This is a genomic window from Dinoroseobacter sp. S124A, from assembly GCF_049801015.1.
Taxonomy (GTDB): domain Bacteria; phylum Pseudomonadota; class Alphaproteobacteria; order Rhodobacterales; family Rhodobacteraceae; genus Dinoroseobacter.
Genome location: NZ_JBNAGD010000004.1, coordinates 129,317 through 143,023 on the forward strand (window position 1 = coordinate 129,317; position 13,707 = coordinate 143,023).

The 13,707-nt window shown below is 66.0% G+C and carries 10 protein-coding genes; 8 read left to right on the forward strand and 2 right to left on the reverse strand.

The window, feature by feature from the left end; translation table 11 throughout:
* The first annotated feature begins 34 nt into the window (after positions 1-34).
* From ACP15I_RS11135 to ACP15I_RS11170, 8 genes are all read left to right on the forward strand, one after another.
* Positions 35-961 (forward strand): D-alanine--D-alanine ligase, encoded by a 927-nt coding sequence (locus ACP15I_RS11135; protein WP_424975138.1) that lies wholly within the window; start codon positions 35-37, stop codon positions 959-961.
* A complete protein-coding gene (locus tag ACP15I_RS11140; RefSeq protein WP_424975139.1) occupies positions 949-1,842 on the forward strand; it encodes a cell division protein FtsQ/DivIB in 894 nt (297 codons plus the stop codon). The genes ACP15I_RS11135 and ACP15I_RS11140 overlap by 13 nt, the downstream gene beginning before the upstream one ends.
* A complete protein-coding gene (gene ftsA / locus ACP15I_RS11145) occupies positions 1,839-3,173 on the forward strand; it encodes a cell division protein FtsA (RefSeq protein ID WP_424965761.1) in 1,335 nt (444 codons plus the stop codon). Before ACP15I_RS11140 ends, ftsA begins: the two co-directional genes overlap by 4 nt.
* 563 nt (positions 3,174-3,736) lie before the next feature.
* Positions 3,737-5,347 (forward strand): cell division protein FtsZ, encoded by a 1,611-nt coding sequence (ftsZ, locus tag ACP15I_RS11150; protein ID WP_424975140.1) that lies wholly within the window; start codon positions 3,737-3,739, stop codon positions 5,345-5,347.
* A gap of 217 nt (positions 5,348-5,564) precedes the next feature.
* Entirely contained in the window at positions 5,565-6,485 is a 921-nt protein-coding gene (gene lpxC / locus ACP15I_RS11155) for a UDP-3-O-acyl-N-acetylglucosamine deacetylase (protein ID WP_424975141.1), read from the forward strand.
* A gap of 165 nt (positions 6,486-6,650) precedes the next feature.
* On the forward strand, positions 6,651-7,490 hold the full coding sequence (locus ACP15I_RS11160; protein ID WP_424975142.1) for an outer membrane protein assembly factor BamD: 840 nt from the start codon (positions 6,651-6,653) through the stop codon (positions 7,488-7,490).
* A gap of 100 nt (positions 7,491-7,590) precedes the next feature.
* Positions 7,591-9,252, forward strand: a complete 1,662-nt coding sequence (recN, locus tag ACP15I_RS11165) for a DNA repair protein RecN (protein WP_424975143.1) — start codon at positions 7,591-7,593, stop codon at positions 9,250-9,252.
* Between the two features lie 214 nt (positions 9,253-9,466).
* A complete protein-coding gene (locus ACP15I_RS11170) occupies positions 9,467-11,155 on the forward strand; it encodes a chloride channel protein (RefSeq protein ID WP_424975144.1) in 1,689 nt (562 codons plus the stop codon).
* Between the two features lie 54 nt (positions 11,156-11,209).
* On the opposite strand, the gene folE2 is transcribed toward ACP15I_RS11170, so the two are convergent.
* Together folE2 and metZ are read right to left on the reverse strand one after the other, a co-directional pair.
* A complete protein-coding gene (gene folE2, locus ACP15I_RS11175) occupies positions 11,210-12,313 on the reverse strand; it encodes a GTP cyclohydrolase FolE2 (RefSeq protein WP_424975145.1) in 1,104 nt (367 codons plus the stop codon).
* A gap of 172 nt (positions 12,314-12,485) precedes the next feature.
* Entirely contained in the window at positions 12,486-13,664 is a 1,179-nt protein-coding gene (metZ, locus tag ACP15I_RS11180) for an O-succinylhomoserine sulfhydrylase (RefSeq protein WP_424975146.1), read from the reverse strand.
* Positions 13,665-13,707 lie beyond the last annotated feature (43 nt).

Below are 13,707 nucleotides of genomic sequence, written 5' to 3' on the forward strand. Positions count from 1 at the left end.
AGCAGCTACGAAACCGCAAGAGTTTCGAAAATATATGAGGCGGGACGTGTCGAGCAGGACATCGCCCAAGGTCGTGATGCTGATGGGTGGCCCATCGGCCGAGCGCGAGGTTTCCCTCGTCTCGGGTCGCGAATGCGCGTCTGCCTTGCGGAGCGAAGGTTTTGACGTGACCGAGCTGGATGCCGGGCCCGACCTTGTTGCCGACCTGAAATCTCTGGCACCCGATGTGGTCTTCAATGCGCTCCATGGTCGTTGGGGCGAGGATGGCTGCGTGCAGGGCCTGCTGGAATGGTTGCGGATCCCCTATACCCATTCGGGCGTGCTCGCCTCGGCGCTGGCCATGGACAAGGAACGCTCCAAGGCGGCCTATGCGGTGGCCGGATTGCCCATCGCCACGAGTGGGCTCTATTCCAAGGCCGAGATCGCAGCGGGCCATGTGATGCCGCCGCCTTATGTGATCAAGCCCTTTAACGAGGGCTCTTCGGTCGGCGTCCTGCTGGTCGAGGACGGGGACGAGACGCCCCCGGACTTGCCCGACGCCATGCCCGACACCCTGATGGTCGAGGCGTTCATTCCCGGGCGCGAGCTGACCGTGACCGTGCAGGGCGACCGCGCGCTCTGCGTCACCGATATCGTGACCGATGGCTGGTATGATTACGACGCGAAATACGTCCCCGGCGGCTCGCACCACGTGCTGCCCGCGGATCTGCCGCGCGATGTTTATGACGCCTGCATGTCCCATGCGGAAACCGCCCATCGCGTGCTGGGCTGTCGCGGCGTGTCGCGGACGGATTTCCGCTGGGATCCCCGGCGCAGCCTTGATGGGCTGGCCCTGCTCGAGACCAACACCCAGCCGGGCATGACGCCCACATCTCTTACTCCGGAACAAGCCCAGCATGCGGGCCTCGATTTCGGAGCCTTTTGCCGCTGGATCCTGGAGGATGCCTCATGCGATCGCTGATCCGACGCCGCGCCAGGATTGACCGGCCGGACCCCGCGCCCTCGCGGCTGGCCTACCGGGTGCAGCGCCTGCTGCTGACGCCGCTGTTTCATTCGATCCTGCGCGTGGGGATTCCCGCGTTCCTGCTCGCCTTTGGCGCCGGCTGGCTCATGCGCAACGAGACCTTGCGCGAGGACCTGATGGCCGAAGTGCTCGCCATCCGCACCTCGATCGAGAACCGTCCGGAATTCATGGTCGCGGCCATGGCGATCACCGGTGCCTCGGAGGAGCTGATCGAGGATATCCACGAGGTCGTCCCGATCGACTTTCCGATCACCTCATTCGCGCTCGATCTCGACGCAATGCGCGATGTGGTGCTGGGGCTGGATGCGGTGGCGGATGTGGATCTGTCGATCCAGGCCGCCGGGATCCTTGCCGTGGATATCGTCGAACGCACGCCGGCAGTGGTTTGGCAAACCCGCCAGACCCTCGAAATCCTCGATGCCGAAGGCCACCGCGTGGGCCCGATCGAGTCCCGCGCTGCCCATGCGGCCCTGCCGCTCGTGGCGGGGGAGGGCGGCGACCGCGCCGTCCCCGAGGCGCTGCGCCTTCTGGCCATGGCCGACGAGCTGGAAGGCCGGGTGATCGGGCTGCAACGCATGGGCGCACGCCGCTGGGACGTGGTCCTGACCGAGGACCAGCGGATCCTGCTGCCCGAAACCGGGGCCGAGCTGGCGCTGGCCCGGGTCATGGCGCTCGACGCCGCCCAAGAGCTTTTTGACCGGGACATTTCGGCGGTGGATATGCGCCTGCCGGACCGTCCGACCATCCGCCTCAATCCCGACGCGCTCGATGCCCTCTGGGACATCCGCGGCCTGTCCACCATCAGGAGCGACCAATGAGAGACCTGTATTCAGCGCAACGTGCCATGCGAAACATGCGGCAGGTGGCGATGCAGCGGGGCGTCGTCGCTGTGCTCGATATCGGCACCTGGAAGGTCGCCTGTCTGGTGCTGAAATTCGACGGCCCCGAACCCGACAGCGAGAGCGACGGTGTCGGCACCATGGCGGGCCAGTCGCGGTTCCGGGTGATCGGCGCATCCCACACCCGGTCGCGCGGCATCCGGTTCGGCGAGATCGACGGGATGGTCGAGGCCGAGCGGGCGATCCGCACCGCCCTGCAGGGCGCACAGAAGATGGCGCAGGTTCGGGTGGATCACGTGATCGCCAGCTTCTCGGGCGCCGAGCCGCGGTCCTATGGCGTCTCCGGGCAGGTCGAGATCGCAGGCGAGGCGGTCTCTGAGCAGGACATCGCCCAGGTGCTGGCGCGCTCGAACCTGCCGGAATTCGGTGACACGCGAGAGGTTCTGCACGCCCAGCCGGTGAATTTCGCGCTCGACCATCGCTCAGGCCTGAACGACCCACGCGGGCAGATCGGCAACCGGCTTGTGGCGGATATGCATGTCCTGACCGTCGAACAGGCGGCGATCCAGAACCTGCTCTATGCGGTGAAGCGTTGCGACCTGGAGCTGGCGGGGCTCGCCTCGTCTTCATATGTTTCGGGCGTTTCGGCTCTGGTCGAGGATGAGCGCGAACTGGGCGCGGCCTGTATCGATCTCGGTGCCGGCAGCACGGGCGTGTCGATCTTCCTCAAGAAGCACATGATCTACGCCGATAGCGTGCGGTTAGGCGGCGAGCATATCACCTCGGACATCTCCAAGGGGCTCTCGATCTCTCACAGCTTCGCCGAGCGGCTCAAGACGCTCTATGGTGGGGTTCTGGCCACGGGCATGGATGACCGTGAGCAGATCGAGATCACCGGCGAGACCGGCGATTGGGAGCATGACCGCCGCACCGTCAGCCGCTCGGAACTGATCGGGATCATCCGGCCCCGTGTCGAGGAGATCCTCGAGGATGTCCGCGATCGCCTTGTCGCCGCCGGGTTCGAGCAATTGCCCAGCCAGCAGATCGTGCTGACCGGCGGTGGCAGCCAGCTGCAGGGGCTCGACGGGCTCGCCGCCAAGATCCTCGGCCCGCAAGTGCGGGTTGGGCGGCCGCTGCGGGTGCGCGGCCTGCCGCAGAGCACCTGCGGCCCGGAATTCGCCTCGGTGGTCGGGCTTTGCCTGCACGCCGCCCATCCGCAGGATGAGTGGTGGGACTTCGAGATGACCCATGACCGTTACCCGGCGCGTTCGATCAAGCGCGCGGTGCGCTGGGTGCGCGACAACTGGTAGGCGATCCCGGCGCTATTCGTTTCCGACTGCGCCGGAATTGTGCTGGGCCCGATTGGTTTATTCCAAATTGAATCTTGGTAAATGGGGCGCGCAATGATCTGCGCGCTGACTATGCCTTCGTTGCGCCATCCGTCGGCCTTGGTAATTTCAATAGGGCCGTGCCACCGGCAGCTTCGGCACGCCCCCTCCGACGGGCATATCCGCGCAAGAAACGCGTGACCTGCCGCTTGGGCTGCGATATTGTGGCGTAAGAGGCCCAAAAGGGCCCGAGAGAGGCAGAGCAGTCGCCCTCTATATCGCAAGCCCTGTCGCCCGCGCGACGCCCACGGAACCATTTTGTCCGGCTCCGGGATAGGCATGCTTTTGGCCAAACACCCCAGATTTGGGGGTTCGGGCAAGATGGGTTAAGAATTGGCGAGAATACGCCCATATTTCGCGTCTCAGGCGCAGTTTTCGGGTGACGTGGGCTCCTCCAGAGGGTACAATCTTGGGTTAATAGAGCCGTGAGCAGGGTTAACGCGCCCTTAAATAAGCGGCAAAAACAACGCAGGCGGACCTCTTTAATGACCTTGAACCTCACGATCCCCGAGCATTCCGAGCTGAAACCCCGCATCACCGTCTTCGGTGTCGGCGGTGCAGGCGGCAACGCCGTGGACAACATGATCGACAAGCAGCTCGACGGCGTCGAGTTCGTCGTGGCCAATACCGACAGCCAGGCGCTCCAGGGCTCCACGGCCCCGGCCAAGATCCAGATCGGCGCGAAAGTGACCGAAGGGCTGGGCGCAGGTGCGCGCCCCTCCGTGGGCGCATCGGCCGCCGAAGAGAGCATTGAGGAGATCGTCGATCACCTCGCGGGTGCGCATATGTGCTTCATCACCGCGGGCATGGGGGGCGGCACCGGCACCGGTGCGGCCCCGATCATCGCGCAAGCCGCGCGCGAGCTCGGCGTTCTGACAGTTGGCGTTGTGACCAAACCCTTCCAGTTCGAAGGCGCCAAGCGGATGCGCCAGGCGGAAGAGGGTGTCGAGATCCTGCAAAAGGTCGTCGACACGCTGATCATCATTCCGAACCAGAACCTGTTCCGTCTCGCCAATGAGAAAACGACCTTCACCGAGGCGTTCTCCATGGCTGATGACGTGCTCTATCAGGGCGTGAAGGGCGTGACGGACCTGATGGTTCAGCCGGGCCTGATCAACCTCGACTTCGCGGATGTCCGCGCCGTCATGGACGAGATGGGCAAGGCGATGATGGGCACGGGCGAGGCGACCGGCGAAGACCGCGCCACCCAGGCCGCCGAGAAGGCGATTGCCAACCCGCTTCTGGACGAGATCAGCCTGCGCGGCGCCAAGGGCGTCCTTATCAACATCACCGGCGGCTACGACCTCACGCTGTTCGAGCTGGACGAGGCGGCGAACCGGATCCGTGAGGAAGTCGACCCGGAGGCGAATATCATCGTTGGTTCGACCCTGGATACTTCCATGGAAGGGGCGATGCGCGTCTCCGTCGTGGCAACCGGCATCGACGCGCTTGATGTGCAGCACGATGTTCCGACCCCGCGCCGTCGTATGGCCGAGCCCCTGACCCCGCCTGCTGCCGTGGCAGCGCCCGTGGCCGAGCCCGAGCCCGCCCCGGTCTATCAGCCCGAGGTGGCCGCAGCGCCCGAGCCGGTGGAGCTGGTGATTGACGACGCCGCGGACGAGAGCCCGGCCGCATTCGAGCCTGCCGCCGAAGCCGTGCAGGAGGCGCCGGCCGAAGAGGATCTCTTTGCGGGTCTCGAAACCCGTCAGGTCGAGACCTTCCGTGCGCAGCCCGATGCATATGACCCGAACGGGTTCGAGGCGACGGCCCCTGCCGCCGAGTATGTGGCCCCGCAACCGCGCAAGCCCGGCACGCCGACGCCCGAGACGCTCGCGCGGCTCCGGACGGCTGTGAACTCCACGAAAAACGTGGGCGCTGCCCCGGCGCGGCCCGCGCCAGAGGCCGGTGAACATGGCGAGCGCCGCGGGTTCGGGATCAACTCCCTGATCAATCGCATGACCGGTCAGGCAGGCGAAGGCCCGGCCGCAGCCGCGCCCCAGGCCCGCCCGGTGACGCAGCGTGAAGCGCCGCAACCCGTCGACCCGGAGCAGGAAAAAGTCGAAATTCCCGCCTTTCTGCGCCGCCAAGCCAACTGATTTCAGTCACGTTCGAAACATCGAGAGGCCGCCTTCGGGCGGCCTTTTTTCATTTTGTAACAACGGGTTCCCTCGCGCTGTGTCAAGGTTGGGCGGATTTCTGCCACTGCGAAATTCCAATGTTTCACCCCGTTGCAAAGATTGAGTTGAGATAGTGCTGAACCAGCCCTTAATACACCTAAGCCGACCGCCAGAGGTGGGCATGCGAGGTGTAGAGATGCAGAAAACGCTGAAATACAAAGTGACATTCGACGGGGTCGGCCTGCATGGCGGCAAACCCGTGCGCATGATCGTGCATCCCGCATCCGCAGATTACGGCATCTGGTTCAAGCGGACGGACTGGGTGGGCTCCGACAACATGGTCGCCGCCCGCTGGGATCAGGTCGACCGCACCCCGCTCTGCACCAAGCTGCGCAATGAGGCGGGCATGACCGTCTCGACGATCGAACATGTGATGGCCGCGCTGGCCGGCTGCGGCGTGCATAACGCCCTGATCGAGCTCAACGGCCCCGAGGTTCCGATCCTCGATGGCAGCTCCGCTGAATTCGTCAGCGGCTTTCTCGCCGCCGGTATCCGCGACCTGCACGTCCCGAGCCGCATCCTGCGCGTGATGAAGGCCGTCGAAGTGCGGGACGGTGCCGTCACGGCGCGCCTCGATCCCGCGCCGGGCTTTGAGCTGCGCTTCCACATCGATTTCGAAGACACCGCGATCGGCGATCAGTCCAAGGGGCTTTCCATGGCCAATGGCGCCTTCGTGCGCGAGCTGTGTGACAGCCGTACCTTCTGCCGTCAGGCGGATGTGGATGCGATGCACGCGGCGGGTCTGGCCCTTGGTGGCACGCTGCACAACGCCGTCGTCGTGGATGGGGCCGAAGTGCTCAGCCCCGGTGGCTTCCGCCATCACGACGAAGCCGTGCGGCACAAGATGCTCGACGCTGTGGGCGACCTCGCGCTGGCCGGTGCGCCGATCTTTGGCCGCTACACCGGAGAGCGGGCGGGTCACACCATGACCAACACCCTGCTGCGGGCGCTCTTTGCGGATCCGACCAACTATGTGGTTGAAACCTGCAGCGCCAAGATGGCCGCCCGCCTGCCGGGGTCGGGCCTGCACCGCACCGATCTGCGTCTCGTCGCCTGACACCGGCATGACCACCATCACAGGGGCGCGCCACACCGGCCGCCCCGTTTTCTTGCCGGACAGCATGTCTCTGCAACTTCCGTTTTTAACTTCCGCCAAACGTGCTAAACACCGCTCGAACGCCGCCCTTCGGGCGCGTATGTGTGAAGGTGAGCCGGGGTCGCGATGACACGCTGGGGCAGATTGCGAATTCCACTGCTGGCGGGGGCCTGTGCTCTGGCGCTGGCTGCCTGCGGGCAACAACAGCCGGAGTTTCCAGCGCTCGAAGAATCGCCTCCTGACGCGATCTTCAACCGGGCCGAGTTCGAGCTTGCCGCCGACAATCTCGAGGAAGCCGCCCGCTATTTCGGCGAGGTTGAGCGGCTCTATCCCTATTCCGAGTTCGCCAAGCGCGCGCTCATCATGCAGGCCTTCACCTATCACCGGAACCGCGAATACGAGAGCAGCCGCGCCGCCGCGCAGCGCTATCTCGACTTCTATCCGGCGGATGAGGATGCGGCCTATGCCCAGTATCTGCTGGCGCTGAGCTATTATGACCAGATCGACGAGGTCGGGCGCGATCAGGGACTGACCTTTCAGGCGCTGCAGGCCCTGCGCGCGGTGATCGAGATCTATCCCGACAGCAGCTACGCGAAATCGGCGATCCTGAAATTTGATCTCGCCTTCAACCATCTCGCCGCCAAGGAGATGGAGATCGGGCGCTACTACCTCAAGCGCGGCCATTACGCGGCGGCGATCAACCGGTTCCGCGTGGTGGTCGAGGATTTCCAGACCACGACCCACACGCCCGAGGCCCTGTTCCGGCTGGTCGAGGCCTATCTCTCGCTCGGGCTTCAGGACGAGGCCCAGACGGCGGGTGCGATTCTCGGCTTCAATTACCAGTCCACGGATTGGTACGAGGACAGCTTCGCGCTCCTGACCTCGCGCGGATTGTCGCCGGATGCCGAGGGTACGGGCTGGCTCAGCACGATCTATCGGCAGATGCTGCGCGGCACCTGGCTCTGAGCCCGGATCCGGGGCCTGTAGCGGGCCGCGGAGCCTTGCAGCAGCGGGCAAAACACGGCACATCTTGAGGGACCGCGCTGGGCGGACACAAGGACAGGGTATGCTGGCGCGCCTCGACATTCGCGACATCCTCATCATCGACCATCTGGTGCTGGAGTTCCGCAGCGGGCTGAACGTGCTCACCGGCGAGACGGGCGCGGGCAAATCCATCCTGCTGGATGCGCTGGGGTTCGTGCTGGGATGGCGCGGGCGGGCGGATCTCGTCCGGCAGGGCGCGGCCCAGGGCGAGGTGACGGCCCTCTTCGAGCTGCCCCCGGATCATCCTGCCTTCGCGGTGCTGGCCGAGGCGGGTTTCCCGGATCCGGAGGGCGAGTTGATCCTGCGCCGGGTGAACACGCCGGAGGGTCGTAAATCCGCCTATGTCAATGACAGGGCCTGTTCCGGGGCGGTGCTGCGGGCGCTGTCGGATGTGCTGGTCGAGCTTCACGGGCAGCAGGATGATCGCGGTTTGCTGGACCCGGCGGGCCACAAGGCGTTGCTCGATGATTTTGCAGGGCACGAGACCTTGCTGGCCGATGTCTCCCGGGCGTGGCGCGCCCGTGCCGCCGCCCGCCGCACCCTGCGCGAGGCTGAGGCCGAAGTGGCGGCGATCGCGGCCGACGAGGAGTTTCTGCGGCATGCGGTGGCCGAGCTTGATGCGCTCGATCCTCAGCCCGGCGAGGACGCGGTGCTCGACACGGCGCGCCGCCGGATGCAGGCCGCCGACAAGATCCGCTCGGATGTGGCGCGCGCATTGCAGGCGCTGGCCGCGCCCGATGGCGGCGCCGAGAGCCTGGTGACCGATGCGACCCGCTGGCTTGATGGCGCAGCGGCGGAGGCAGAGGGCGCGCTCGATGATGCGCTGGCCGCACTCTCGCGGGCCATGGTCGAACTGGGGGAGGCTTCGGACGCCACCGAACGGGCACTGGATGGGCTGGGCATCGACCCGCTGGAGCTGGAACGCACCGAGGAACGGCTCTTTGCCCTGCGGGGCCTCGCCCGCAAACACAGCGTCGCCCCGGACGAGCTGGGCGGTTTCGCCGAAACCCTGCGGGACCGTCTCGCTGCGCTCGATGCCGGGGCAGACCGGCTGGGCGATCTGCAGGAAGCGGTGCGCACGGCTGATCACGCCTATGACGCTGCCGCTGTAGCGCTCAGCGCGTCTCGCGCTGCGGCCGCCATGCGCCTCGATGGCGCCATGGCGGACGAGCTCGCCCCCCTCAAGATGGAGCGCGCCGTCTTCACCACCGCCCTGTCCGAGGGCGCCGCCGGGCCGGACGGGACCGATCAGGTGACCTTCCGGGTTGCGACCAATCCCGGCGCGCCTGCGGGCCCGCTGAACAAGATCGCCTCCGGGGGGGAGCTCTCGCGGTTCCTTCTGGCGCTCAAGGTCTGCCTGACCGCCGAGGCGCGGGAGCTCACCTTGATCTTCGACGAGATCGATCGGGGCGTGGGCGGCGCCACCGCCGATGCGGTGGGCCGACGGCTGCAATCCCTCGCCGCAGAGGGTCAGGTCCTCGTGGTGACCCATTCCCCGCAGGTCGCAGCACTCGGGGCCCATCACTGGCGCGTCGAGAAAACTGTCGAGGCGGACACGACCCTGTCCCGGGTGATCCCGCTGGCCCGGACGGACCGGGTGGACGAGATCGCGCGGATGATCTCCGGCGATGTGGTCACCGAAGCGGCCCGCGCCGCTGCCCGCGCCTTGCTCAAGGCCGCCTGAACCAACCCCACCCCTCGCCCAGCACCGATGCGTTGCCATGCACCCCCGCAAACCACCCGGCCGCCCGCCATACCCGACACGGAACGTTGCGGCTCCGAAACATTGATCACCCTTGCCCGGCGCGACAGGGCGCGCCCTTGGTCTCGCGCGCGCGACGGCGTAGCGTGAGGGCGTCGTTTCTCCTGCCCGTCGCAAGGACGGTGGCCCGCGCCTCATGTCGAACCCGCCCCAAGGTTTCCTCGCCCAGCAACGCGCTGCGCTGCGCAGCAGCTGGCACCGCATGGTTGCGACCGTGCGCCGTCAGGGGCCGAGCCAGATCCAGTTCTGGTTCATCGCCCTCGCCGTGGGGATCGCCGCGGGCTTCGTGGCACTGCTCTTTCGCAAGGGGATCATCTGGCTCCAGACCCTGATGTACGGGCATGAAGATGTGCGCGCCTTGCTGGCCCATGCGGATGGGCTGCCCTGGTACTGGCTGGTGATCGTGCCGACCCTCGGCGGCCTCGCGGTGGGCATTCTGCTTCATATTTTCACCAATGACGGGCGCGTGCGCTCGGTGGCGGATGTGATCGAGGGGGCGGCCCTCCATGAGGGCCGGGTCGAAAAACGGGCGGGCCTCGCCTCGGCCCTGGCCTCGTGGATCACGCTGTCGACCGGGGGCTCAACCGGGCGGGAGGGGCCGGTCGTCCACCTAGCCGCCGTGATCTCGAGTTGGGTCAGCAACCGGATCCATGCCGACGGGATCACCGGGCGCGACCTGCTGGGCTGCGCCGTGGCCGCCGCCGTCTCGGCCTCGTTCAACGCGCCGATCGCCGGCGCGCTCTTTGCGCTCGAGGTGGTGCTGCGCCATTTCGCGGTCCACGCCTTTGCCCCCATCGTCATCGCCTCGGTCGCAGGCACGGTGATCAACCGGCTCGAGTTTGGCGATGTCACCGAGTTCTCCCTGCCGGATGCCACCGCGCTGGCGTTTTATATCGAGCTTCCGGCCTTCCTTCTTCTGGGGCTTGTCTCGGGGGTCATCGCGGTGATCCTGATGAAATCCGTTTTCTGGACCGAGGATCTGGGCAATTACCTCCAGGCCCGCACGGGGCTGCCGCGCTACTTGCGCCCGGCCTGCGCGGGGCTCCTGCTGGGCGGTCTCGCCATCTGGTTCCCGCATATCATCGGCGTCGGCTACGAGACGACGACCAACGCCCTGACCGGGCAGCTTCTGCTCCATGAGGCGATCGTCTTTGCCATCCTCAAGGTCATTGCCGTGGCCATCACCATGGCCGGGCGCATGGGGGGCGGGATCTTCTCGCCCTCGCTGATGGTCGGGGCGCTGACCGGACTGGCCTTCGGGATGATCGCCACCAGCGTCTTCCCGGATGTCTCGGGCTCCGAAGTGCTCTATGCGCTGGCGGGAATGGGGGCCGTGGCTGCCGCCGTCCTGGGCGCGCCGATCTCGACGACGCTGATCGTGTTCGAGCTGACCGGGGACTGGCAGACGGGCCTTGCGGTGATGGTGGCGGTGTCGCTTTCCACGGCGCTGGCCAGCCGGATGGTGGACCGGTCCTTCTTTCTCACCCAGCTCGAGCGTCGCGATGTCCATCTGGCCGCCGGGCCGCAGGCCTATCTGCTCAGCACCGTGCGGATCCTCAAGATCATGCGCCCCATGGGCCATCCCCGCGCCGCCGAGGAGGCGACCTGCTGGGATCTGATCGGGGAGGGGGTCTATTTCGACGGCAATGCCAGTCTCGAAACCGCGATGCCGGTCTTTGACCGGGCCAATCACGACTACATCCCCGTGGTCAGCCTCGGGGGCGAGGACACACCGCCCCAGCTTCTGGGGGCACTCTTTCAGGTGGATGCGCTCAAGGCGCTGAACCGGGCCCTGGCCGAGACCGCCGCCGAAGAGCACTCGTAGAAAAGGCGCGCCCCGGGGGACGCGCCTTTGGCCTCTGCGCCGATGGGGCGGCGGTCACCCCACATGGAACAGAGTTTGGAAGAGCCGCGGGTCGAGGCTGTCGCTGGCGAAGGTCGGGCCCTCGGTCAGCACGCTCACGGCGTCATGGCTGTGCAGGCTTTCCTGATGGCTGGCCACCACGCGGAAATCTCCGATCCGGTCATCGCGCTGCAGCGCCTGGCAGAAGCTGCGCGCCGCATCCTCGACAAAGATCGGGTTGGCGGCGTTCAGTTCGGCAAAGGCCTGCTCGTCCTCGCGCTTGACCATCACCTGGGTCTCGGTGGGGATCGCGTCGCGGCAAAGCTCCACCAGATCCTCGAACCACAGGCAGTCGCAGGCCTCGCAGGTCAGCTCGACCGAGATCCGCGCGACCGAGCGCTGGGAATGGGGCGTGGCGAGCTGCCCGCGGAACTGACGGGCATGTTCCGACAGCTCGAGCGAGCAAGGGCAGGTCGACGAGTACACATAGTCGAGATGCATGAATTTGCGCCGCGTGCCGTTCACATCCACCACTTCGAGCGCGATGTCGTAATACTGATACCCCGACAGGCCCGAGCGTAGGCTCTCGATCTGCATCGGGAAGCTGAACCGCATCTGGATCCGCGCATCGAAGCTTTCGAGGTCGGTCTTGTAGGCATCCAGCGTCCGTTCGATCACGTCAAAGCTGAAGGTCTGATCCGCCTGCTTGTAGAAGGTCCGCATGATCCGGGACATGTTGATGCCCTTCTTCTCGGCCTCCAGGCTGACGGATCCGGTCACGCTGGTTTCCAGGGTCAGGTCGCCATTGTCCCGCGTGTGGAACTTAATCGGCAACCGGAAGTTGGAAATCCCGACATGCTGGATCTGGGCCTTGGCCCCGCGGATCAGGCTGGAGGGCCCGTTCTGCAGATCGGGCAGGCTGTCCTTGTAGGCGGCGTCGACCGCGAAATCCTCGGGATAGGCCCGGGCCAGCGCCGGGTAATCCGCAGGATCACCGGGCAACAGACGCGCGACCGAGGGATCGAGGGTCTCGATCTCCGCCGCCGAGGCCCTTTCGGCCCAGGCGCGCAACGTGGCCAGCGCATAGGCGGCCTCGTCACGGTTCGGCAGTCTGTCAAGTTCCGGTGTATGAATATTCATGTGGGCAGCCCCTTCGCATCCCAAGTCACGGCCCGTCATAACATGGGGGCCAGACACCTGTTTTCCAGCATCTCTTTGATAAGGATACGCAGCAGGTCCGGGGGCGGATCACATAAATCTCTGAAATCTTTCAAAGATCGCGAAACGCGCCCGGTGGGGTTTTCTGCCGGTCCTAGACCGCGGCCAGAGCGCCGAGAATATCCCCGGCCAGATCCCCGGCATCCTCGAGACCGACGGACAGGCGGATCAATCCGTCCGAGATGCCAAGTTCCGCGCGCTGCTCGGGGGTCAGACGCTGGTGGGTGGTGGTGGCCGGATGGGTCGCGATGGACTTCGCATCCCCGAGATTGTTCGAGATGGTCACGATCTCCAGCGCATTCAGGAACCGGAACGCCGCCTCCTTGCCCCCGGCGATATCTAGGGCCAGAACCGTCCCGCCCGCCGCCATCTGCGCCTTGGCCAACGCGTGCTGCGGATGGCTCGGCAGATGTGGGAAGAGCACTTGCGACAAGGCGGCGTGCCCCTCAAGCTCTTGGGCCAGCCTCGTGGCGGTCTCGGCCTGGGCCCGGACGCGCAGGTCGAGCGTCTCCATCCCCTTGAGCATGACCCATGCGTTGAACGGGCTGAGCGAGCCGCCCGTATGCTTGAGATAGGGCTCTGCCACCTTGCGCACGAACTGCTTGGTGCCGCAGATCACCCCGCCCAGGCAGCGGCCCTGACCGTCGATATGCTTGGTCGCGGAATAGACCACCACATCCGCCCCCAGATCCACCGCGCGACTGAAGATCGGCGTGGCAAACACGTTGTCCACGATCACCAGCGCACCCACCGCATGGGCCAGTTCGGCCACGGCGGCGATGTCGATCACCTCGAGGGTCGGGTTCGAGATCGTCTCGAAGAACACGGCCTTGGTCTCGGGCCGGATCGCGGCCTCCCAGGCCGCCAGATCGGTGCCATCGACAAAGGTCACCTCGACGCCGTAGCGGCTCAGGATGTCCTCGAGGATATAGAGACAGGAGCCGAACAGCGCGCGCGCCGAGACCACGTGATCGCCCGCCCGCAGCATCGAGGTCAGCGCCCCGTTCACCGCCGCCATGCCGCTGGCCGTGGCAAAGGCGTCTTCGGTGCCCTCGACCGCGGCGATGCGGTCCTCGAACATCCGCACGGTCGGGTTGCCGTAGCGGGCATAGATGAATTCGTCCTCACCGGCCTCGATGAACCGGGCCTCGGCGGCCTCGGCCGTGTCGTATACGAAGCCCTGGGTGAGGTAGATCGCCTCGGCCACCTCGCCATACTGGCTGCGCCGGGTGCCACTATGCACCAGTTTCGTCCGGGTGCTGCGTTCTGTCATTGTCGTCGTCTCCTGTCGCGCCGGGCGGTCCAAATCCGGGCAC